A 21,237-nucleotide genomic window follows, 5' to 3' on the forward strand; every position below is an offset into this window, starting at 1 on the left:
CGCGCATCATCTCGCGAGGAACTCCCGGGCGCCCCGCAGCCGGGTGGCGAGCAGCGCCGCGGCACGCGTGGAGTCGAGGCGTACGTCGATGGGGCCGGGGTCGGCGAGGTCGGACCGCCGACCTGCGCGCAGGGCGTCGGGGTCGAGGCCGTCGCGCAGGGCGACGAGCCGACCGAGCTCGAGCCTGCTCACCGCGTCGGCCCCGCCCACGTGCAGGAGGCCGCGGACGTCGTGGGCGGCGAGCTCGACGAGCGCGCGCGCCAGGTCGGCGACGTGGACCGGGCAGCGGCGTTCGTCCTCGAACAGCGCTCCGTCGGCACCTCCGGCCAGCCGGTGGAACAGCTCCTCGTGCTTCGACGACCCGTCGCCGAGGATCAGCGAAGTCCGGGCCACGACGACGTCCGGACCGGACGCGAGGGCGGCGGTCTCGGCCGCGACCTTCGCGGCGCCGTAGGCCGACACCGGGTCCGGAACCGCGGTCTCGTCGTAGGGCCGGTCCGAGCCGCCGAACACGACGTCGGAGGACACCAGGACCATCCGCGCCCCGACCGACGCGGACGCCTCCGCCACGTGGGCCGCGCCGGCGGCCGTGACCTCGTCGTCGGACTGGACGTAGGCCGTGTGGACGACGACGTCGGGGCGGTGCCGCTCGAGGAGCGCGACGACGGCCGCACGGTCGCGTACGTCGGCGTCCGCCGAGCCGACCGCGACGACGTCGTGGCCCGCGGCCGCGGCCACCACGTGCCGCCCGAGGTAGCCGGTGCGGCCCCCCGTGACGAGCAGACGCATCAGAACACCAGGTAGTACAGGACCAGCCAGATCGGCGCGACCGTGGCCAGCAGCGAGTCGAGCCGGTCCATCAGCCCGCCGTGACCGGGGATGACCTGGCTCATGTCCTTGATGCCGAGGTCGCGCTTGATGACCGACTCGCAGAGGTCGCCCAACGTGGCCATGACCGCGGCGATCACCCCGAGGAGGACGCCGACCCACCAGTCGCCACCCAGGAACGTGGTCACCAGCCAGACGCCGACCGCGATGGTGGCGACCATCGACCCGGCGAAGCCCTCCCACGACTTCTTGGGCGAGATGACGCGTGCCATCGGGTGCTTGCCGAAGAGGACGCCGGCGATGTAGCCGCCGGTGTCGGAGGCGACCGTGATCGCGATGAAGGTGATGACGCCGCGCACGCCGGGGTCGTCGAGGTCGAGGCCGAACGCGGGGGCGGTGCCACCCTCGCCGAGCAGCAGCGCCACGAAGGACCCCAGGAACGGCACGTAGACGAGCGTGAAGACCGACGCGGTCGCGTTCATGACGTAGCCGTCGACCCCGCGTCGCAGCAGCCACAGCATGATGACCAGCGCGGTGACCGCGGTCGCGGTGACCAGGGCCGGCGCCCCCCAGACGTAGGCCACGACGACCATCACGACCCCGCCGAGCATGAGCGGCTGCTCCGGGATGTCGACGCCCTTGGCCGACAGCCCCTGGTGCAGCTCCCAGACCGCGACGACGACCGCGATCGCCACGATGCCCATGAACGCGGGCTTCCAGAACAGCAGCGACAGCAGGATCGCCGCGACGAGGATGACCGCGGAGAGGACGGCGGCCCGCAGGTCGCGACCGGCGCGGCCGTGGTCCTTGGGCGCCTTCGGTTGCGGCGCCGGCGCCGGAGGGTCAGGAGTGGTCATCGACGGGTGGCTCAGACCTCGAGCAGCTCGGCTTCCTTGTGCTTGAGCAGCTCGTCGATCTTGTCGGTGTGGGTCTTGGTGACCGCGTCGAGGCGCTTCTCGGCACCCGTGACGTCGTCCTTGCCGACCTCGCCGTCCTTCTCGAGCTTCTCCAGCGCCTGCTTGGCGGTGCGGCGCACGTTGCGCACCGACACGCGGCCGTCCTCGGCCTTCGCCTTGGCGAGCTTGATGTACTCCTTGCGGCGCTCCTCGGTCAGCTCCGGGAAGACACAGCGCAGCACCTTGCCGTCGTTGGCCGGGTTGACCCCGAGGTCGGAGTCGCGGATGGCCCGCTCGATGTTGCCCATCGCGCCGATGTCGAAGGGCTGGATGAGGATGGTGCGGGCGTCCTGCGAGGTGAAGCTGGCGAGCTGCTGGAGCGGGGTCTGGGTGCCGTAGTAGTCGGCCGTGATCTTGGCGAACATCGCCGGGTTGGCACGGCCGGCCCGGATGGCGGCGAACTCCTCACGCGTCGCCTCGACCGACTTGCCCATCTTGGCGTCGGCATCCTTCATGACGTCGTTGATCACGGTTGCTCTCTCTCCTCGTACGTCGTGGTGCTGGGGGCGCAGGCAGGTGCGGCGGCCCGGTCAGGCCGTGCTGCTCACCAGCGTGCCAATCTTCTCACCCCGCACCGCGCGCCCGATCGTGCCGGGCGTGGAGAGGTTGAAGAAGACGATGTCCATCCGGTTGTCACGGGCCATGGCGATGCCGGTCGCGTCGGCGACCTTGAGGTCGCGCGCGAGGTACTCGTCGTAGCTCAGCTGGTCGAACTTCACCGCGTCCGGGTTGGTCTTGGGGTCGGAGTCGTAGACACCGTCGACGCCCTGCTTGCCCATCAGGATCACCTCGCAGCGCGTCTCCAGCGCACGCTGGGCGGCCACGGTGTCGGTGGAGAAGAACGGCATGCCGGCACCGGCGCCGAAGATCACGACGCGGCCCTTCTCCATGTGCCGGATCGCGCGGCGCGGGATGTAGGGCTCGGCGACCTGGCCCATCGTGATGGCCGTCTGCACGCGTGTCTCGACACCGTGCTTCTCGATGAAGTCCTGGAGCGCGAGGCAGTTCATCACCGTGCCGAGCATGCCCATGTAGTCGGCGCGGGCCCGCTCCATGCCGCGCTGCTGCAGCTCGGCGCCGCGGAAGAAGTTGCCTCCGCCGACGACGATCGCGATCTGGACGCCCGACTTGGCCACCTCGGCCACCTCGCCGGCCAGGGCGTTGATGACGTCGAGGTCCAACCCCACCTCACCTCCGCCGAACACTTCACCGGAGAGCTTGAGCAGGACTCGCTTGTAGGCCACGTGCATCCCTTCACAGCCAAACTGGGTGGGTCATCCGAAACCTACCGGCCCGCGGGGTCGGCGGTCGAACCGGAGGCGGACGACGCGACGAGGGGTCGTACGCCGGACGGCGTACGACCCCTCGTCGGTGATCGGTGAGGCGTGGCTCAGGCGCCGACCTCGAAGCGGGCGAACCGCTTCACGGTGGTGCCGGCCTCGTCCAGGACGGCCTTGACCGACTTCTTGGACTCGGTGACCGACTCCTGCTCGAGCAGGACGATCTCCTTGAAGAAGCCACCGAGGCGACCCTCGACGATCTTGGCGATCGCCTGCTCGGGCTTGCCCTCCTCGCGGGTCTTCTGCTCGGCGATGGAGCGCTCGGACTCCACGACGTCGGCGGGGACCTCGTCACGGGTGAGGTACTGGGCCTTCATCGCGGCGATCTGCATCGCGGCGGCGCGGGCGGCGGTCTCGTCACCCTCGAACTCCACGAGCACGCCGACGGCGGGCGGGAGGTCGGCGGCACGCTTGTGCATGTAGGTGACGGTGGTGCCGTCGAAGTAGGCGACGTCGCCCAGCTCGATCTTCTCGCCGATGGTGATGGCGAGGTCCTCGACGACCTCACCGACGGTCTTGCCGTCGAGCTCGGCGGCCTTGAGGGCCTCGGTGTCGGTGGCCTTGACGGAGTCGGCGACGTCGGCGATCTGCTGCGCCTTGGCGATGAACTCCTCGTTCTTCGCGACGAAGTCGGTCTCGCTCTTGAGCTCGACGAGGGCGTTGCCGGAGGTGGCGACGAGGCCTGCGGCGGTCTCGCGCTCGGCACCGCGGGCGGCGGCCTTGGCGGCGCCCTTGACGCGGAGCAGCTCGACGGCCTTGTCGAAGTCGCCGTCCGTCTCGGTCAGCGCCTTCTTGCAGTCCATCATCCCGGCCTGGGTCAGCTCACGGAGCTTCTTGACGTCGGCGGCGGTGAAGTTGGCCATGGTCCTTCTTCCTTTGGTCCAGGGGGAGGTTCGCGGGCCGGATCGGGCCGGCCCTGCGGTGGGCGGGACGACGCGGGGCGCCGGCCGCGGACGTGAGCCCGCGGCCGGCGTGACCTGCTCAGTCCTTCTTGTCGGCCTCGGCGGGCGCCTCGGTGGCGGCGGCCTCGGTCTCGGCGGGCGCCTCGGTGGCGGCCTCGGTCTCGGCGGGCGCCTCGGTGGCGGCCTCGGCGGCGGCGTCGGCCTGGGGGGCCTCGGACGCGGCACCGGTGGCCTCGGACGCCGGGGTCTCGGCAGCGGCGTCGCCGGTGGCGGCCGTGGCGGCCTTCTCGGCGTCACCCTGGAGGAGCTCGCGCTCCCACTCGGCGAGGGGCTCCTCGGCACCGACGGTCTCGTCGGCGTCGGCGGGCTTGGCACCGGAGCGGGCGATGAGGCCCTCGGCGACGGCGTCGGCGACCACGCGGGTCAGCAGGCCGACCGCGCGGATGGCGTCGTCGTTGCCCGGGATCGGGAAGTCGACCACGTCGGGGTCGCAGTTGGAGTCGAGGATGCCGATGATCGGGATCCGCAGCTTGCGCGCCTCCTCGACGGCCAGGTGCTCCTTGTTGGTGTCGACGATCCACACCGCGGAGGGGACCTTGGACATCTCGCGGATGCCGCCGAGGGTCTTGTCGAGCTTGTCGCGCTCCCGCTTCATCTGCAGGAGCTCCTTCTTGGTGCGACCCGAGCCGGCGACGTTGTCGAAGTCGACCTCGTCGAGCTCCTTGAGGCGGTTGATCCGCTGGTGCACGGTCGAGAAGTTGGTGAGCATGCCGCCCAGCCAGCGCTGGTTGACGTAGGGCATCCCGACGCGCGTCGCCTGCTCGGCGATGGCCTCCTGGGCCTGCTTCTTGGTGCCGACGAACATGATGACGCCGCCCTTGGCGACGGTCTCCTTGACGAAGGCGTACGAGCGGTCGATGTAGGCGAGCGACTGCTGCAGGTCGATGATGTAGATGCCGTTGCGCTCGGTCATGATGAAGCGCTTCATCTTGGGGTTCCAGCGACGGGTCTGGTGACCGAAGTGGACGCCGCTCTCGAGCAGCTGGCGCATGGTGACGACTGCCATGGGTTCTCCTGTGGTGACGGAGGCACTCACCGATGCGCCCGACCTTGTGGCAGGTCGGACCGGGGAGCGGTCTCCTGTTGTTTTCAGTTGCTGCGCCCGGCGGGAGCCGGGAGCCCTGACGCTCACACGCCGGTCCGATCCGCACCGGTGGGGCTGGTGGGAACTGAGGACCGACGCCCGCGGGTGGTCCGGGACCAAGGAGCGTCCCGGGCACGGTCGGCGAGCGTGCGAAGTCAGTCCGGGTGGACTGCTCCGCACATCGTAGGTCACGGATTCACAAGAGCGCGAATCGCTGTGCACGCTCGGCCCGAGCGTGGATCGATCGTCCCGGAGCCGTCCACAGCGGGCGTCGAGGGGTCGTCATCCACAGGCCCGGTCGGCGCGGGTCGCGGGTCGGAAGCTCCGGTGCGAGGGTCGCCGGATGCGACTGCTCCCGACCGTGATGCTGGCCGTGCTCCTGACGGTCCTGCTGGGGGTCCGTGCCCCGGCCGGGGCGGCCCCCGACGAGCCCGAGGGCGTCTGGCCGCTGGACCCCGAGCCGGACGTCGTCCGTCACTTCGAGCCGCCACCGAACCCCTACGCAGCCGGCCACCGGGGCGTCGACCTCGCCGGCTCCCCCGGCCAATCGGTGCGCGCGGCGCTGTCGGGGACCGTCGGGTTCGCCGGCTCGATCGGCGGCAAGCCGGTCGTCACCGTGCTGCACGGCGGTCGACGTACGACCTACGAGCCGGTCGTCGCCTCCGTCGAGCGCGGCCAAGCGGTGGCCGCCGGCGACGTGCTCGGGCACCTGGTGGTCGCCGACAGCCACTGCTTCCCCGCGGCCTGCCTGCACTGGGGCCTCGTCGACGGCGAGGGCGACGCCCGGACCTACCTCGACCCGCTCTCCCTCGTCGGCGGCGGCCCGGTGCGGCTGCTGCCGCTGTGGCGCGACGACCCGGTCACGCTCCGGCTGCCCTGGAGCCCGCCGCTGTCGCGCTGGCGGCGACCGGTGGACTGGGTCGCCTGACCCGCGCTCGCGCCTGCCTCCCCGGTCCCGCTGCAGCCCCCGTGACCGTTGCGTCATACGAAGAGCTGCCTATAGGTGCCCCTTCGTATGACGCAGTCGGGGCGACCCGTGGTGCCTGCCCGGTCAGGCGCGGGGGTGGGCCTGCTGGTACGCCCGACGCAGCCGGTCGGTCGTGACGTGGGTGTAGAGCTGGGTCGTGGCGAGCGAGGCGTGGCCGAGCAGCTCCTGCACCGACCGGAGGTCGGCGCCGCCCTCGAGCAAGTGGGTCGCAGCGGTGTGGCGGAGACCGTGCGGCCCGATGTCGGGGGCACCCGGTACGTCGGCGATGCGTCGGTGCACGAGGTCGCGGACCGCCCGCTGGTCGATCCGCCGTCCGCGCACCCCCAGGAACAGCGCCGGACCGGAGCCCTCGACGCGCAGGTGTGGCCGGCCGGCGCCCAGCCAGCGGTCGATCGCCCGGCTCGCCGGCGTGCCGTAGGGCACGGAACGTTCCTTGCGGCCCTTGCCGAGGACCCGGACGACCCGGCGCTCGTCGTCGACGTCGTCGATGTCGAGGCCGACGAGCTCGCCGACGCGGATGCCGGTCGCGTAGAGCAGCTCCAGCATCGCGACGTCGCGGACCCCCACCGGCGTGCCGTCGTCGGCGAGGTCGGCGGCGGACCGGATGAGTGCCTCGGCCTCGTCGGCTCGCAGCACGGGCGGGAGGGTCTTGTGCTTCTTGGGCGAGCCGAGGGCGGCACCCGGGTCGGTGGGCAGCCGACCGGTCCGGTGCAACCAGGCGGTGAAGACGCGCGCGGCCGTGGCCCGGCGCGCGATCGTCGTTCGGCTGCGACCCGTGGTCTGCAGCCGTGCCAGCCAGCTGCGCAGCGTCCGCAGGTCGAGGTCCGTCACGTCGTGGATGCCGAGGCGCTGGCAGTGGTCGAGCAGCCCGGAGACGTCGCCGAGGTAGGCGCGCACGGTGTGCGGGGTGAGGTCGCGCTCGGAGACGAGGTGGCGCTCGTAGTCACCGAGGAGGCGGACGAAGGACTCGGGAAGCCCCTCCCGCTCGTCCTGGTGGGACGCCTCAGGCTTGCTCACCCCCGCAGCGTAGGCGGGCGGAGGCGCCTCACGCGTCAGGCACGAGCCGCCACCCGTCATCGCCGAGCTGGACGAGCCGTTTGGACCTCAGCCGGCGCAGCGCGCCCTCGGTGGTGCGGAGGGAGAGCCCGCAGAGGCGTGAGATCGACTCGACCGGCGCCGGCTCGCTGACCGGCACCCACTCCACGACGCTCCGCTCGGTCCGGGTCAGCGCGTCGCGCGGACGCGTGTCTCCCCGCGGTGGGTCGAGCAGGTGCTCCCCCGCGGCACCGATCAGCTCGAGCACCTCGGCGCCGTGGGTGACGACGGTGCCGCGGCCCTCGCGGAGGAAGTTGTTGACTCCCCGGGAGGTGTAGCTGGTGACCGGCCCGGGCACGCACATCACGTGGCGGTTCAGGCTCTCGGCCCACCCGGCGGTGTTGAGGGCGCCGCTTCGCAGGGCCGCCTCGACCACCACTGTGCCGCTGGTCATGGCGGCGATCAGCCGGTTGCGGGCCAGGAACCGCGGCCGCGTCGGCGCCGACCCGGGCGGCTGCTCGGACACGACGGCGAACTCGGCGGCGAGGTGCTGGAGCAGGAGCCGGTTCTGCGCGGGGTAGACCCGGTCCACCCCGCAGGCCAGGACCGCGGCCGTGACGCCGTCGGCGGTCAGCGTTGCGTCGTGCGCCTCGAAGTCGATGCCGAGCGCCCCGCCCGAGACCACGGGCACCCCGGAGAGCGCGAGGTGCGCGCAGACCGCGCGGGTCATCTCCACGCCGTAGACCGAGGCGGCTCGCGAGCCGACCACGGCGACCGACGTGGCGAGCTCGGTGAGCGGCATCGGACCCTTCACCCAGAGGCCCGGAGGCATGCCCCCGAACCCCTCGAGGGTGATGGCGTCGTCGAGCTGGTCGAGGCCGGTGGGCCACTCGGGGTCGCCCGGGACGAGGAACCGGATGCCGCACCGCGCGGCCTGGTCGAGCTGGCGGGCCGCGTCGACCTCGGCCAGCCGCAGAGCCAGCATCTCACCGGGCTCGCCCTCCCCCGCTGACCGCGCCTTCTCCAGCGCGCGCTCCGCACCCATCTGCCGGACGAGTGAGGACGTGGTGCCGTCACCGGGTTCCACTGCACAGCTCAGGCTCACCCGGGCGAGGCGCTCGGCCTCCGGCACGCGACTCACCGGCTCCACGGCCGGCGCCCCCGCCTGGTGTGCCTCACTCATGACGCCACCCCGACGACGCGTGCCGGCAGCGAGCGCGCACTGTCGTCGGACCGCAGCGTCAGCGCGATCTCGGCCTCGCGCTCACCCGGCCTCGCCACGCCCGCACAGTCGGCCACCGTCCAGGCCAGGCGCTGGACGCGGGTCAGCCCGCGCCGGGTGAGCCTCCCGTCGGACAGCTCCTTGTCGACCAGGCGCTGGGCGCCGGGCTCCAACGGCCACCTCTCCACCAGGGCGGGGCCGGGACACGAGGCGTTCAGCAGCCAGGAGCAGTCGCGGTAGCGGCGGGCCTGGCGCTGCCTGGCCTCGACCACCCGGGCCCGCACGTCAGCGGACGACTCCGGCTCCGGCCGGAAGGACGACTCGCTCCGCCGGCGCTGGGGTCGTACGTCCATCCAGATGTCGACCCGGTCGAGGATCGGACCGGTGAGCTTGCGGCGGTAGTGGGAGCGCTGCACCTCGCTGCACTCACAGCTGCTGCTGGAGAGTCCGTGGAAGTTGCCGCAGGGGCACGGGTTGGCGGCGAGGACCACCAGCGAACGCGCCGGGTAGGTGGCCGACTCCTCGCCGCGGGCGATCGTCACCTCCCCGGACTCGAGGGGCTGACGCATCGCCTCGACGACATCGGCACGGAAGTGCGGGAACTCGTCGAGGAAGAGCACGCCGTGGTGCGCGAGGCTGACCTGCCCCGGCCGCACCCGGCCGGTGCCGCCTCCCAGGACGCTCGCGGCGGTGGCCGAGTGGTGGGGCGCGAACCACGGCGGACGGCGCACCAGCCCGCTCCCCTGCGGGAGGACGCCCGCGACCGAGTGCAGCGCCGTCACCTCGAGCGCCTGCTCGGTCGTCAGGTCGGGCAGGATCGTCGGGATGCGCTCGGCGATCGACGTCTTGCCGGTGCCTCGGGGGCCGATCAGCATCGTGGGGTGACCGCCGGCCGCGGCGACCTCGACGGCGTAGCGGACGTCCTCGAGCCCGTCGAGGTCGCGGAGGTCGAGGTCCGCGAGGCGGTCCTCGCCGCGCCACGTGGCCAGGGGGCTGGACGACGGCCCCACCACGGGCTCGGCCTCGGGAACCTCTGCGCCACGCAGCACGGCCGACACCTGCGCCAACGACCGGACGCCGAAGACCGTCATTCCCGGCACGAGTCCGGCCTCACCCGCCTGCGGCTCGGGCACGAAGACGCGCGTGATCCCGTGGGCGGCGGCAGCGATCACCATCGGCAGCACCCCGGGCACCGGGCGCAGGGCACCGGCGACGGAGAGCTCGCCGATGAACGCCCACCCCTCCAGCAAGTCGGGCGTGAGCTCCTCGTGCTTCTTGTCGGCGGCCATGACCGCCATCGCGATCGCGAGGTCGTAGTGGGTGCCGCTCTTGGGGAGGTCGGCCGGGGCGAGCAGGATCGTGACCCGCTTGGTGGCCGGCCACCGGCCGCAGTCGTTGTTGATCGCCATCCGCACCCGGTCGCGCGCCTCGGACAGGGTCTTGTCCACCCGCCCGACGATCGTGGTGTTGACCAGACCCGGGGAGACGTCGACCTGGACGTCGATGACGTGGCCGTCGGCGCCCTTGAGCGCCAGCGAGCGAGCGGTCGCGAAGGCCATCAGCCGACCCCCACGACGTGCTCGACCTCGACCGGGCGGCCCCGTGGTGCCAGGACGCCCACCAGGTCGATGCGGACGTCGTCGGGGTGGCAGTCGTGCGCGAGCAGCCACCTCGCCCCGAGCCGCCGCAGCCGGTCGGCCTTGCGCTGGTCGATCGCCTCCAGCGGGTCGCCGTAGTCGGTCGACGTCCGGGTCTTGACCTCGCAGATCACCAGGACGTTGCCGTCGCGCAGGACCAGGTCGATCTCGCCCGCGTCGCACCGCCAGTTGCGGTCGACGAGGACCAGTCCGAGCCGCGTCAGGTGACGCGCGGCGATCGCCTCGCCCCGCTCGCCCAGCCGGCGGCGGTGCTCGGCTGCTGGGTCGAGGGCGAACGGTGAAGCGGCAGCTCGTCGGGCCATGGGGGCGCCTTCCGGTGGGCAGGTTCGGGAGGAACCAGCACACCGCGGCGCTCCGACGTCCATCGACTGCGCGACCGCCGGCCTGTGGAGAACGTCCGGTGGGTGTCACCTGTGGACGGTTGGTGGCCAGCTCAGCGTCTCCCCACCGGCGGGGCAACCGCCGCGGGGTCAGTCCTTGGGCGGGTCGATGTCCTGCGGCGCGAGCTCCTCGACGTTGACGTCCTTGAACGTCAGCACCTTCACGTTCTTGGCGAAGCGGGCGGGCCGGTACATGTCCCAGACCCAGGCGTCGCTCATCGAGACCTCGAAGAAGACGTCACCGCTCTCCGAGCGGGCCTTCACGTCGACCTGGTTGCAGAGGTAGAAGCGGCGGTCGGTCTCCACGACGTACTTGAAGATGCCCACCACGTCGCGGTACTCGCGATAGAGGGTGAGCTCCATCTCGGTCTCGTACTTCTCGAGATCCTCGGCGCTCATCCGTCCTCCTCCGTGGTGCTGCCCGGCCCAGGGCCGAGACTAGCCACCTCCTGGCCGACGACCGGCTCGAGACCCGCCGCGCGACGCACGTTGACGAACCGCATCCGGTGGGCCGGGCACGGGCCGTGCTGCGCGAGCGCCGCCTCGTGGTCGGCGGTGATGTAGCCCTTGTGGGTGCGGAAGTCGTAGTCGGGCCACTCGTCGTGCAGGCCCACCATCAGCCGGTCGCGGGTCACCTTCGCGACGACCGAGGCGGCGGCGATGCAGGCAGCGACCCGGTCGCCCTTCCAGACCGCGAGCCCGGGGACGCCGAGGCCGTCGACGGGGAACCCGTCGGTGAGGACGTACGACGGACGCGTCCCGAGGCGGGCGACCGCGCGCCGCAGCGCCTCGACGTTGGCGACGTGCATGCCGAGCCGGTCGCACTCCTCGTTGTCGATGACCACGACCGACCACGCCAGCGCCCGGCGCACGACCTGGGCGTAGACGCGCTCGCGCGCCGCCTCGGTGAGGAGCTTGCTGTCGGCCAGCCCCGGCACGATGCCCGCCTTGCCCGGCGGGAGGATCACTGCGCCCGCGACCAACGGCCCGGCGCACGCACCCCGGCCGGCCTCGTCGACGCCCGCGATCGGGTCCAGCCCGGCGCGGCGCAGGGCCCGCTCGTAGCCGTAGATCCCGGCGTCGCGACGTACGGTCATGCCTCCCGGGAGAGGCTGGGGCGGCAGCTCGGTGGACACGGTCACGAGGACGGGGCCGGCACGTCCTCGAACGTGGCCGGACGGGTGTTCCAGCGGAAGCGGTCGGCGGGCCACAGGAGGACGAAGACCTTGCCGACGACCAGGTCGACGGGGACGAACTCATCACCCGGGACGCACTCGGTCTCGTCGGACTGGCACATCTTCTGCGAGCTGTCGGCGGAGCGCGAGCGGTTGTCGCCCATCACGAAGATGTGGCCGCCGGGGATCGGGCCGACGGACCACTTCTCGTCGCAGGCGCCGTTGGTGGGCATCGGACCGTTGCAGGTCGCGCCGCCGCGCTTGACGTAGTCGGACTCGTCGAGCGGGTGTCCGTTGACGAGGAGGCGGCCCTTGTCGTCGCAGCACTCGATGGTGTCGCCGGCGACGCCGATCACGCGCTTCACGAGGTGGCCGCCGGTCGGGTAGAGCCCGATCTTGGCCATCGCCTTCGCCACGGGGTTGGTGGGGCCGGCGGAGTCGATCGGCGGCAGCCAGCCACCCGGGTCCTTGAAGACCACGACGTCACCGCGCTCCGGCTCGCCGTCGCCCCAGTAGGAGACCTTCTGGATGAGGATCCGGTCGTTGAGGATCAGCCCCGGCTCCATGGACTCGGAGGGGATGTAGAAGGCCTGCACGAAGAACGTCTTGATGACGATCGCGAGCACCAGCGCGACGCCCAGCAGCAGGATCGTCTCCTGCCACAGCGGCAGCTGCTTGCGCTTGCTCCGGCCGGTCTTCTGCCCCGGCTCCTTCGTGGTGCGACCACTCATCGCGTCATCCTCCGACTGCTGCTCAAGACGCGACGACCGCGGTTCCTCACCCGCTGAGAGGGACGAGGAACCGCGGCCATCTGAAGTCACCCGCAGAGACTAACCAGTCCCTGGTCGAACGCACGCCTCACGGCGCGGTGCGACGGATCACGCCTCGCGGCGCTCCTTGATCTTGGCGGCCTTGCCGCGCAGGTTGCGCAGGTAGTAGAGCTTGGCGCGACGCACGTCACCGCGGGTCACGACCTCGATCTTCTCGAAGATCGGGGAGTTCACCGGGAAGGTGCGCTCGACGCCGACGCCGAAGGAGACCTTGCGGACGGTGAAGGTGCGGCCGATGCCCGAGCCGTGGACGCGGATCACGACGCCCTGGAAGACCTGGACACGCGAGCGGCTGCCCTCGATGACCTTGACGTGGACCTTGACGGTGTCGCCGGCGCGGAAGTCCGGGACGTCGTCACGCTTGATAGCGGTGCCGAGGTCGGCGATGACGTTGGTCATGACGTTGCTCCTCGCGAGTGCCACAGGTCAGCCGCGGTGGTGGTGGTGATGGACTTGGCTGGTGCTCGGTGCGGCCGGCCGTGCGCGCCCCCTGTGGCAGGTGCGGTGCGGCGGGACCCCGGCGCGGTGCATCGACTGATGCATCCGGGCGACCCTGGCCTCGAGCGGACCAAGGGTGAAGTCTGCCAGAGCGTGCCGTCAGCGTGAAATCCGACGACGGGCCCGCTTGGTCATCACGACGGCACCGGGCGGCGCCGGCCGGTCTGGCCGCAACCGGAACCCTGCCTTCTTGTACATCCGCTGGTTGTCCGAGGACCCGGCGCCGGTGAACAGGACGTACGTCGTGACGCCCGCGGGTGCGAGGTCCTCGACCAGCTCCAGGAGCGCCCGGCCGAGGCCGCGGCCCTGCAGGTCCGGGGCGACCATGATCCGGCCGATGTCCCACTCGCCGTGCCGGTCGAGACGTCCGCGGACGGCTCCCACGAGGCGCCCGGACGACGGCTCACGGGCGACCCGCACGGTCCACTCCCCCAGCCCGCGGCGCACGTCGTCGAGCGACTCGCGCAGCGCCGGGATGTCCACCCCGGGGTTGGCCTCCAGCTCCTGCAGCCAGCAGGCGCGCTGCAGCGTGTAGAGCTCGCCGGCGTCGGCGGGGACAGCAGGGCGTACGTCGAGGTCGGCGAGGGCGCCGACGACCCCGGTCGGCGGCAGCAGGTCGGGACGGCGCGCGGCCGTGCGGCGCTCGGCCTGCGCGCGACGCCAGGCGGCGATCCGCGCGTGGTCGCCCGACAGCAGCACCTCGGGCACGTCGCGGCCCTTCCACGAGGCCGGCTTGGTGTAGACGGGGTACTCGAGCAGCCCGTCGGCGTGCGACTCCTCGACGAGCGACTCGGCGTTGCCCATGAACCCGGGCAGCAGCCGCACGACCGACTCGGTGATGGCCATCGCGGCCACCTCGCCACCGTTGAGGACGTAGTCGCCCAGCGACACCTCCCGCACCGTTCCGAGCGTGGCGGCGTGCTCGATGACCCGCTGGTCGATGCCCTCGTAGCGCCCGCAGGCGAAGACGAGGTGCTCCTGCTCGCTCAGCTCGTGGGCGAGGGCCTGCGTGAAGGGCTCGCCGCTGGGGGTGGTGAAGACGATCGTGGCCCCCCGGGCCACCGCCTCGAGCGCCTGGCCCCAGGGCTCCGGCTTCATGACCATGCCGGCGCCACCGCCGTACGGCGTGTCGTCGACGGTCCGGTGCCGGTCGCTCGTCCACCGGCGCAGGTCGTGCACCTCGAGGTCGAGCAGCCCCTTGTCGCGCGCCTTGCCGGGCAGGCTCAGCCCGAGGGGCGCGAGGTAGTCGGGGAAGATCGTGACGACGTCGATCCTCACGGTCGCGCCTCGCCGGCGGCGTCGTCGGCGTCGTCGGCGTCGCCGGCGTCGTCGGGGAACGGCGACACCAGGCCGGGGCGGTCGGCGACCACGATGCGGCCGGCCGTGAGGTCCACCTCGGGCACGAGCGCGGACACGAACGGCACCAGGGCGTCACGACCGTCGGGGGTGCGGACCGTCAGCAGGTCCTGGGCGGAGCCGTGGACCAGCGCCTTCACGGTGCCGAGGTGCGAGCCGTCGGTGTCGACCACGTCGAGGCCGACGAGCTGGTGGTCGTAGAACTCCTCGGGGTCCTCGGGCGTCTCGTCGTGGCCGATCGTGGCGTGCAGGACGGTGCCGCGCGCCGCCTCCGCGGCGTTGCGGTCGGCCAGCTCCTCGAAGGTGACCAGGAGCGTGCTCTGGTGCCAGCGGGCGCGGGCGACCGTCAGGCTGGTGGGGCGGCGGTCCGCGCCGGCCGGCGCCTCCGCTCGCAGCGTCGTACCGGGTGCGAAGCGCCGCTCCGGCTCGTCGGTGCGTACGTCGAGGGTGACCTCGCCACGGATGCCGTGCGGCTTGCCGATCCGGCCGACCACGACCTCGATGTCGGCGCGTTCCTCATCGCTCACGCCGCCCAGCGTAGAGGGGCTGGGCGCTGAGTCTCCCAGCGACTCAGCGCCCAAGGTGGCGGCGGACGACACGTCGGAGGGCCGCAGCGATGTCGTCCGCCGCCACCCTCGCGGCGCGCGCCCCCGAAATGCGGCGACGGGCGCCACCCCGGTGGGGTGACGCCCGTCGTGGAGCGTTGCTGGGCTCAGCGGCGCCGGTCGGTGTCGACGAAGTCGACCCGCGCACCGCCGCGGCCGGCGAGGGCCGACACGACGGTGCGGAAGGCGGTCGCGGTGCGGCCGTTGCGTCCGATCACCTTGCCGAGGTCGTCGGGGTGCACGCGGACCTCGAGGATCGAGCCGCGACGCATCTTCTTGTCGCGGACCGAGACGTCGTCGGGGTGGTCGACGATGCCGCGCACCAGGTGCTCGAGTGCCTCGGCGAGCACGATCAGGCCTCGCTCTTGCCGGCGTCCTCGGCGGTCACCGTCTCGGTGGCCTCCGCGGCATCCGCAGCACCCTCGGGCGTCTCGGAGGCCGGGACCTCGGCGGGCGTCTCGGCGGCCGGCTCCTCGGCCTTCTTCTCGGCGGCCGGCTCCTCGGCCTTCTTCTCGGCCTTCTTCTTGGTGGTGGTCGCGGAGCCCTTCGACTCGGCGGACACCTCCTTGAGGGCCTCGTTGAAGATGTCGAGCTTGGAGCGCTTGGGCTCCTTGACCTTCAGGGTGCCCTCGGCACCGGGGAGGCCCTTGAACTTCTGCCAGTCACCGGTGACCTTGAGGATCGCCTCGACGGCCTCGGAGGGCTGGGCGCCCACGCCGAGCCAGTACTGCGCCCGGTCGGAGACGACGTCGATGTAGGACGGGTCCTCCTTCGGGTGGTACTTGCCGATCTCCTCGAGGACCTTGCCGTCGCGCTTCTTGCGGGAGTCGACGACGACGATGCGGTACTGCGGCACCCGGATCTTGCCCAGGCGCTTCAAGCGAATCTTGACGGCCACGTTTGTGGTGTCTCCTCAGAAATTGTCGTGGGTGAGGAACCGTTCCCAGGTGGGGCCACCGGTGCTGGTCCTTCGAAGGGCACTGCGTCGCTCGGATGAGAGGGTCCGGGCGCGCAGGACACGAGGGAAGATTCTGCCAGACGGTGGCCACGCGCGACCAATCCGGTGCGATGGACCCGCATCGTTCAGCTCGGGGCCTGGTAGTCCCAGCGCCCCTGCCAGAGCCAGTCGGCGAGGGCGTCGTACCTCGTGCGGTGGACGGAGTCGAAGACGACGTCGCCCCCGATCGTGTGCCAGGTGAGCGTGGTGGTGCAGCTCGGGCACCTGTCCGACACGGTCGTGAGCTCCAGGCCGTGCCCGCGCTCGAAGGTGTAGCCGCCGTAGTCCCAGGCCGTCGGTCGCCCGGCGTCGTCGTTGGTCCAGATCGTGAAGGTGCCCTGCTGGAGCTTGAAGCCGAGCGCCAGCACCCCGTCGTCGCCGGCCAGCCGGCGCACGGTGCGCGCCGGGACCCCGAGCTCGCGTCCCTGCTTCGCGGTGACCTCCCGCTCCCAGCCCCCGCGCTCGGGAAGCGTCGGAACGGTGGTCGAGGAGGAGCCCTGCTCCGGATCCCCCGTGAGGTTGCGGCTCGTCCCACCTGCGGGGTCGCAGGCCGAGGCGAGGGCGGCGACCGTGGCGGCCGCGACGATGGTGCGCTTGTCCATGGAGTCCTCCTCCGGGGCGGTGTGCCCCCTCACCGGAGAACAGTCGCCAGCGGCCGGCGGGGTTGACCTCGGCGACCAGCCGGGGACGGCCTGCACCACCACCGCGGCGAGCAGGGCAGCGGCCACGCCGAGCGAGGCCGTCACGGCCCCGGTGCGACGGCGTCGCCGGTGGTGCACCTGCGCGAGGCGCGACTCACCGTGGGGCGAGAAGGACGTGGCGTTGGCCTCGAGGCCCTGCCGGAGCCTGTCCTCAACGGGCATGGTCGCTCACTCCTTCTCCCAGCAGCGTGGCCAAGCGGTGCCGGGCCCTGTAGAGGTGCTGCTTGACGGTCGACTCGGACACCGAGAGCACCTCGGCGATCTCGTGCACGGGGCGGTCCTCCCAGTAGAAGAGCACCACGGCGGCGCGCTGCATCGGCGCCAGCTCCGCGACGGCGCGGGCGACGTCGGGGTCGGGCAGGTCGTCGTACGCCACCGGCTGGGCCAGGCGCTCCTTGTCCGCTCGGGCGGCGCGGCGCTGCAGCTCGCGCACGGCGATGCGGATCGCGACCCGGCGCACCCAGGCCTCGGGGCGCTCGTAGCCCGACACCGTCCGCCAGTGGCGCAGCATCCGGTAGAGCGCCTCCTGGGTGATGTCCTCGGCCAGCTCGCGGTCGTGCACCATCAGGAACACCGTCCGGGACACCGGCCCGAAGGACGCGCGGAAGTACCAGTCGTACTCACGCTGCTCAGCGGCTCGCACGGAACGCCTCCATGACAGGTCACAGCCACGAGGCGATCGGGCGGTTGACCCGTCCCGGATAGTTTCTCGCGGGCTAGGCCACCGCGTCGAGACCGATGAAGGAGCGCACCGCCTCGGCTCCGGTGACCCGGATCGGCTCCGTGTCCCGGACGAAGGTCTCGGGGGTCAGCACGAGGCCCTGGTTGAGGGCCATCTCGCCCTCGCGGCGCTTGATCCGGCTCACGGCTGTCGGCCGGTAGCCGACCTTGCGCGAGACGCCGAGCGACGCCGGGTTGTCGAGGAAGGCCGCCGAGGTGATCTCCTCGAAGCCGAGGTGGTCGAAGAGCAGCTCGCACATCGCCCGCCGCATGGCGGTGCCGAGCCCGCGGCCCTGGAACTCGCGTCCGAGCCACGATCCGGTCTCCCCCGTCCGGGTCACCGGGAAGTGCTTCGCCGCGACCCCCTGGGCGCCGATCACGCGGCCGTCGAGGATGACGGCGAGGTCGAGGCAGAAGTCGTCCGGTGAGAACGTCGACCGCTTGCCCCAGTGGTACGCCGCGGTGTTGCGGGCGAGCTCTCCTGCCGGGGCGGCCGTCCACGGGAAGTAGAACGGCATCTCAGCCGGGTCGTGGATCCCCTTCTCGGCGAGGTCGCACAGCTCGAGGATGAGCTCGTCGGTCAGTCCACGCATCTCGAGCGAGCCGGCCCTCACGTGCAGGCCGAAGGGCGGGAACAGGTCGACGAGGGTGCTCATGCTCCCATCCCACCGCCTGCACCGCCGCGAGCCAAATCGCTTTCGTCAGGGTCCCGACCGGACTCCACCCCCCCGCCAGCGGCCCGCGTCGGAGCGACGGGCCATGGCCCGAAGTGACCATGCGGGATGACCGTTCCCCGAATTGTCTGGACCACCGGTGTGCAGCAGGGTGGGGCGCCGTCAGTACTCCATCCCCCCACCACAGGAGCACTCCCAGATGAACACCACCCGGCGCATCACCGCCACCGCCCTCGCGACCGCCGCGCTCGTCGTGCCGTCCGCCCTCGCTGCGACCGCCGTGGCCGCCCCGGACAAGCCGGGCAAGCCGGTCAAGCCGGCGAAGACCGTCAAGGCGCAGACCAAGCAGCTGCTCAAGGACATCGCGGGCAAGGACAAGCGCCTCGACCGTCTCTCCACCAGCACCGCGGTCGAGAACCTCGCCGACGACACCGAGGCCGAGCTCGTCGCCAACGTGACCGACGCGCGGACCGCCCTCGCCGAGCTGCGGACCAGCGTCGAGGCGGCCGACAGCACCGTCGACACCCGGGCCGCCCGCAAGGAGCTGCGCTCGTTCCGCGTGGAGAACTTCCGCATCGTCGTCAACCTGGTCAAGCAGGTGGAGGGCCTCGAGGAGGCCGCCGCCGCCGACCCGGAGGCCGTCGCCCACCTCGACGCCGCCGAGGCCGCCGCGCTGCTGATCACCGCCACCAGCACCAAGGCGGACCTGCGCGACGCCCGCGAGCACCTCCAGGCTGCCCGGGCCGAGCTCGAGGGCGAGACCACGACCGCCTGATCGACGTCGCGTCCTCCGAGGGGCGGTCACCCGGCCGGGTGGCCGCCCTTCGTCGTCGCCGGGGTCAACCGGCCACGGCGTGGCCGCGCAGCACGACGCGACTCGGCGTACGCAGCACGGACAGGTCGGCGCGCGGGTCCCGGTCGTAGACGACGAAGTCGGCGGACGCACCCTCGACGAGGCCGTCCACCCCGAGCCACTCCCGGGCCCGCCAGCTGGCGGCGCCCAGCGCGTCGTGGGCGGGGATCCCGATCCGCACGAGCGCCTCGATCTCCCCCGCGATGTTGCCGTGGCGGCTGATGCCACCGCCGTCGGAGCCGGCGTAGATCGGCACCCCGGCCTCGTAGGCGGCCATGATCGTGGCGGGCATGCGGTCGTAGAGGTCGGTCATCGTCTCGGCGTAGGCCGGGAACCTCTCCTGCCCGGCCGCGGCGTGCTCGGGGAACTTGTCGAGCTGCATGACGGTCGGCACCAGCCGCGTGCCGTGCTGGACCATCGCGTCGATGAGGTCCTCGGTCAGCCCCGTGCCGTGCTCGATGCAGTCGATGCCCGCCTCGATCAGCCCGGGCAGCACCCCGTGCCCGAAGCAGTGGGCCGTCACCTTCGCCCCCTCCGCGTGCGCTGCGGCGATGGCGTCGGCGAAGGCCTCGGCCGGGAACGACGGCGCGAGGTCCCCCTCCTCCCGCGAGATCCAGTCGCCGACCAGCTTGATCCAGCCGTCGCCGTTGCGGGCCTCCCGGGCGGCGTACGTCGCCAGGTCGGCGGGCTCGACCTCGTGGGCGTAGCCACGGATGTAGCGCCTGGTCGCGGCGATGTGCCGGCCGCAGCGGATCAGGCGCGGCAGGTCGTCGCGGTCGTGGATCCACCGCGTGTCCGCAGCCGAGCCCGCGTCGCGGATGAGCAGGGCGCCGCCGTCGCGGTCGGCGATCGCCTGCTGCTCGGTGGCCGCGTCGTCGGTGGCCCCGAAGTCGTCGAGCCCGAGGTGGCAGTGCGCGTCGACCAGCCCGGGGACGATCCACCCCTCGGCGACGGTGTCGGAGCCCGCCTGGGGCTCGAAGGTGATGCGGCCGTCGACGACGTAGAGGTCGCGCGGCTCGCCGTCGGGCAGGACCGGTCCGCGGAAGCGCTGGGCAGTCATGGCCCGACCCTAGGACCTCCGCCCTCCGCCCACGCGGACGGCGTGGCAACGTTCTTTACCCACATCGGTGGATGCCGTCCGTGTACGCCCGGTGCCAGCGTGGGGACCAGCCCTGGGCGACGCGCCCCGATCGGCGTGCCGATCGGGGCCCCGGTCGCTGTCCACCGTCGCCGCCCGCCGGGTCAGCCGAGTCCCCCATCGAAGGCGAGTCCCCCCATGTCCCGTTCCTCCCGCTCCGCTGCTGCCGTTGCCTGCGGCCTGGCCCTGGCCGTCCCGCTGCTGCCCACTCCCGCAGTCGCGGCCGATCCCCCGTGGACGACCGTCGCCAGTGGGCTCGACAACCCCCGTCAGCTGTCGTTCACCGGCGACACCCTCTACGTCGCCGAGGCGGGCAGGGGCGGCTCCGGTCCCTGCGTCGACGGTGCGGAGGGACCGGCCTGCCTGGGCATGACCGGAGCCATCACCCGGGTGCGCGGCGGGCAGCAGGCGCGGGTCCTGACCGGCCTCCCCTCCCTGGCCGGCGAGGGCGGTGGCGGCGCCATCGGACCCGCGGACGTGGTCGTGACCGGGCAGAACAAGTACGTCGTCACGATGGGCCTGGGCAACGACCCCGCGGTGCGGGCCGACCTCGGTGCCGCCGGCGGCTACTTCGGCACGCTCGTCTCGGGAGCCTTCCCCAGTGCCGGGCCGCGCATCGCCGCCGACATCGGCGCGTTCGAGACGGCCGCCGACCCCGACGGGCAGGGCCCCGACACCAACCCGACCGGCCTGCTGCGCAACGGCGGTGGCCACGTGGTCGCCGACGCCGGGGGCAACGCGCTCCTGTCCGTGCAGGGCGGGCACGTGTCGACCCTCGCGGTCTTCGACACTCCAGGTCTCGCCGCCGTGCCGTTCCCGCCGTTCCAGATCCCGGTCGACTCCGTGCCCACCGGCGTCGTCGTGGGGCCTGACGGGGCCTACTACGTCAGCGAGCTGACCGGCTACCCGTTCGTCCCCGGCTACTCGCGGATCCTCCGGGTCGTGCCGGGGCGGGCGCCCACGGTCTGGGCCACCGGCCTGACCAACGTCACCGACCTGGCCTGGCACGACGGTGACCTCTACGCCGTGCAGATCGGCATCCTCCAGGGCGGTCCCGGGTCCGTGGTGAGGGTCCGACCGGGGGCGGCTCCCCAGGTCGTCGCGGGCGGGCTCGACGCGCCGTACGGCATCGCCGTCGACGACGACGCGGCCTACGTGACCACCTGCTCGGTGTGCCCCGGCGGCGGGTCGGTCATCCGGATCCCGCTCGGGTAGCCGTCAGCGGCCGGGGTCAGAG

25 protein-coding genes are annotated in these 21,237 nt (G+C 72.3%); 3 read left to right on the top strand and 22 right to left on the bottom strand.

Annotated features, from left to right (window positions below; translation table 11 throughout):
• Window positions 1-6: 6 nt before the first annotated feature.
• The 6 genes from NYO98_RS15235 to rpsB all read right to left on the bottom strand — a co-directional run bounded on the left by NYO98_RS15235 (window position 7) and on the right by rpsB (window position 5,092).
• Entirely contained in the window at window positions 7-789 is a 783-nt protein-coding gene (locus NYO98_RS15235) for an SDR family oxidoreductase (protein WP_268112591.1), read from the bottom strand.
• Entirely contained in the window at window positions 789-1,685 is an 897-nt protein-coding gene (locus NYO98_RS15240) for a phosphatidate cytidylyltransferase (protein ID WP_268112592.1), read from the bottom strand. The genes NYO98_RS15235 and NYO98_RS15240 overlap by 1 nt, the downstream gene beginning before the upstream one ends.
• Window positions 1,686-1,696: 11 nt before the next feature.
• Window positions 1,697-2,251: a ribosome recycling factor gene (gene frr, locus NYO98_RS15245; protein WP_268112897.1), complete on the bottom strand. Its 555-nt coding sequence runs from the start codon at window positions 2,249-2,251 to the stop codon at window positions 1,697-1,699.
• Between the two features lie 63 nt (window positions 2,252-2,314).
• Window positions 2,315-3,034, bottom strand: coding sequence for a UMP kinase (gene pyrH / locus NYO98_RS15250; RefSeq protein WP_268112593.1), 720 nt, complete (start codon window positions 3,032-3,034; stop codon window positions 2,315-2,317).
• A 140-nt stretch (window positions 3,035-3,174) separates the two neighbouring features.
• The gene (tsf, locus tag NYO98_RS15255) at window positions 3,175-3,987 is read right to left on the bottom strand and encodes a translation elongation factor Ts (RefSeq protein WP_268112594.1); all 813 of its coding nucleotides are present in this window, start codon (window positions 3,985-3,987) and stop codon (window positions 3,175-3,177) included.
• 118 nt (window positions 3,988-4,105) lie between these two features.
• A complete protein-coding gene (rpsB, locus tag NYO98_RS15260; protein WP_268112595.1) occupies window positions 4,106-5,092 on the bottom strand; it encodes a 30S ribosomal protein S2 in 987 nt (328 codons plus the stop codon).
• A 421-nt stretch (window positions 5,093-5,513) separates the two neighbouring features.
• Here rpsB and NYO98_RS15265 point away from each other — a divergent pair, with 421 nt between their 5' ends.
• On the top strand, window positions 5,514-6,098 hold the full coding sequence (locus NYO98_RS15265) for a M23 family metallopeptidase (protein ID WP_268112596.1): 585 nt from the start codon (window positions 5,514-5,516) through the stop codon (window positions 6,096-6,098).
• Between the two features lie 123 nt (window positions 6,099-6,221).
• On the opposite strand, the gene NYO98_RS15270 is transcribed toward NYO98_RS15265, so the two are convergent.
• The 15 genes from NYO98_RS15270 to NYO98_RS15340 form a co-directional block, all read right to left on the bottom strand.
• Complete coding sequence (locus NYO98_RS15270; protein WP_268112597.1) at window positions 6,222-7,175, bottom strand: tyrosine recombinase XerC; 954 nt, start codon at window positions 7,173-7,175, stop codon at window positions 6,222-6,224.
• 28 nt (window positions 7,176-7,203) lie between these two features.
• Window positions 7,204-8,376 (bottom strand): DNA-processing protein DprA, encoded by a 1,173-nt coding sequence (gene dprA / locus NYO98_RS15275; protein ID WP_268112598.1) that lies wholly within the window; start codon window positions 8,374-8,376, stop codon window positions 7,204-7,206.
• Window positions 8,373-9,974, bottom strand: coding sequence for a YifB family Mg chelatase-like AAA ATPase (locus tag NYO98_RS15280; protein WP_268112599.1), 1,602 nt, complete (start codon window positions 9,972-9,974; stop codon window positions 8,373-8,375). The genes dprA and NYO98_RS15280 overlap by 4 nt, the downstream gene beginning before the upstream one ends.
• Window positions 9,974-10,375, bottom strand: a complete 402-nt coding sequence (locus tag NYO98_RS15285) for a YraN family protein (RefSeq protein ID WP_268112600.1) — start codon at window positions 10,373-10,375, stop codon at window positions 9,974-9,976. Before NYO98_RS15285 ends, NYO98_RS15280 begins: the two co-directional genes overlap by 1 nt.
• A 168-nt stretch (window positions 10,376-10,543) precedes the next feature.
• Window positions 10,544-10,852, bottom strand: coding sequence for a DUF2469 domain-containing protein (locus NYO98_RS15290; RefSeq protein ID WP_211731276.1), 309 nt, complete (start codon window positions 10,850-10,852; stop codon window positions 10,544-10,546).
• On the bottom strand, window positions 10,849-11,550 hold the full coding sequence (locus NYO98_RS15295; RefSeq protein ID WP_268112601.1) for a ribonuclease HII: 702 nt from the start codon (window positions 11,548-11,550) through the stop codon (window positions 10,849-10,851). Before NYO98_RS15295 ends, NYO98_RS15290 begins: the two co-directional genes overlap by 4 nt.
• A 41-nt stretch (window positions 11,551-11,591) precedes the next feature.
• Window positions 11,592-12,359, bottom strand: coding sequence for a signal peptidase I (lepB, locus tag NYO98_RS15300; RefSeq protein WP_268112602.1), 768 nt, complete (start codon window positions 12,357-12,359; stop codon window positions 11,592-11,594).
• Window positions 12,360-12,506: 147 nt separating this feature from the next.
• On the bottom strand, window positions 12,507-12,857 hold the full coding sequence (gene rplS / locus NYO98_RS15305) for a 50S ribosomal protein L19 (RefSeq protein ID WP_135840759.1): 351 nt from the start codon (window positions 12,855-12,857) through the stop codon (window positions 12,507-12,509).
• Between the two features lie 198 nt (window positions 12,858-13,055).
• Window positions 13,056-14,234, bottom strand: coding sequence for a tRNA (guanosine(37)-N1)-methyltransferase TrmD (gene trmD / locus NYO98_RS15310; protein ID WP_268112603.1), 1,179 nt, complete (start codon window positions 14,232-14,234; stop codon window positions 13,056-13,058).
• Complete coding sequence (gene rimM / locus NYO98_RS15315; protein ID WP_268112604.1) at window positions 14,231-14,839, bottom strand: ribosome maturation factor RimM; 609 nt, start codon at window positions 14,837-14,839, stop codon at window positions 14,231-14,233. The genes trmD and rimM overlap by 4 nt, the downstream gene beginning before the upstream one ends.
• Window positions 14,840-15,024: 185 nt before the next feature.
• Window positions 15,025-15,267 (bottom strand): RNA-binding protein, encoded by a 243-nt coding sequence (locus NYO98_RS15320; protein ID WP_268112605.1) that lies wholly within the window; start codon window positions 15,265-15,267, stop codon window positions 15,025-15,027.
• Between the two features lie 2 nt (window positions 15,268-15,269).
• Complete coding sequence (rpsP, locus tag NYO98_RS15325) at window positions 15,270-15,815, bottom strand: 30S ribosomal protein S16 (protein ID WP_268112606.1); 546 nt, start codon at window positions 15,813-15,815, stop codon at window positions 15,270-15,272.
• Between the two features lie 185 nt (window positions 15,816-16,000).
• Window positions 16,001-16,777: a hypothetical protein gene (locus NYO98_RS15330; RefSeq protein WP_268112607.1), complete on the bottom strand. Its 777-nt coding sequence runs from the start codon at window positions 16,775-16,777 to the stop codon at window positions 16,001-16,003.
• Window positions 16,767-17,258, bottom strand: coding sequence for an RNA polymerase sigma factor (locus NYO98_RS15335; protein ID WP_268112608.1), 492 nt, complete (start codon window positions 17,256-17,258; stop codon window positions 16,767-16,769). Before NYO98_RS15335 ends, NYO98_RS15330 begins: the two co-directional genes overlap by 11 nt.
• 73 nt (window positions 17,259-17,331) lie before the next feature.
• Entirely contained in the window at window positions 17,332-17,991 is a 660-nt protein-coding gene (locus NYO98_RS15340; RefSeq protein ID WP_268112609.1) for a GNAT family N-acetyltransferase, read from the bottom strand.
• A gap of 217 nt (window positions 17,992-18,208) precedes the next feature.
• Between NYO98_RS15340 and NYO98_RS15345 the strand changes: the two genes are divergently transcribed.
• Window positions 18,209-18,784: a hypothetical protein gene (locus NYO98_RS15345; protein WP_268112610.1), complete on the top strand. Its 576-nt coding sequence runs from the start codon at window positions 18,209-18,211 to the stop codon at window positions 18,782-18,784.
• A 64-nt stretch (window positions 18,785-18,848) separates the two neighbouring features.
• Here the strand turns inward: NYO98_RS15345 and NYO98_RS15350 are convergent, their stop codons facing one another.
• Window positions 18,849-19,922, bottom strand: a complete 1,074-nt coding sequence (locus tag NYO98_RS15350) for an amidohydrolase family protein (RefSeq protein ID WP_268112611.1) — start codon at window positions 19,920-19,922, stop codon at window positions 18,849-18,851.
• Window positions 19,923-20,138: 216 nt separating this feature from the next.
• Here NYO98_RS15350 and NYO98_RS15355 point away from each other — a divergent pair, with 216 nt between their 5' ends.
• Entirely contained in the window at window positions 20,139-21,215 is a 1,077-nt protein-coding gene (locus tag NYO98_RS15355) for a ScyD/ScyE family protein (protein ID WP_268112612.1), read from the top strand.
• The last annotated feature ends 22 nt before the right edge of the window (window positions 21,216-21,237 follow it).

Source organism: Nocardioides pini, from assembly GCF_026712185.1.
Classification (GTDB): Bacteria; Actinomycetota; Actinomycetes; order Propionibacteriales; family Nocardioidaceae; genus Nocardioides; species Nocardioides pini.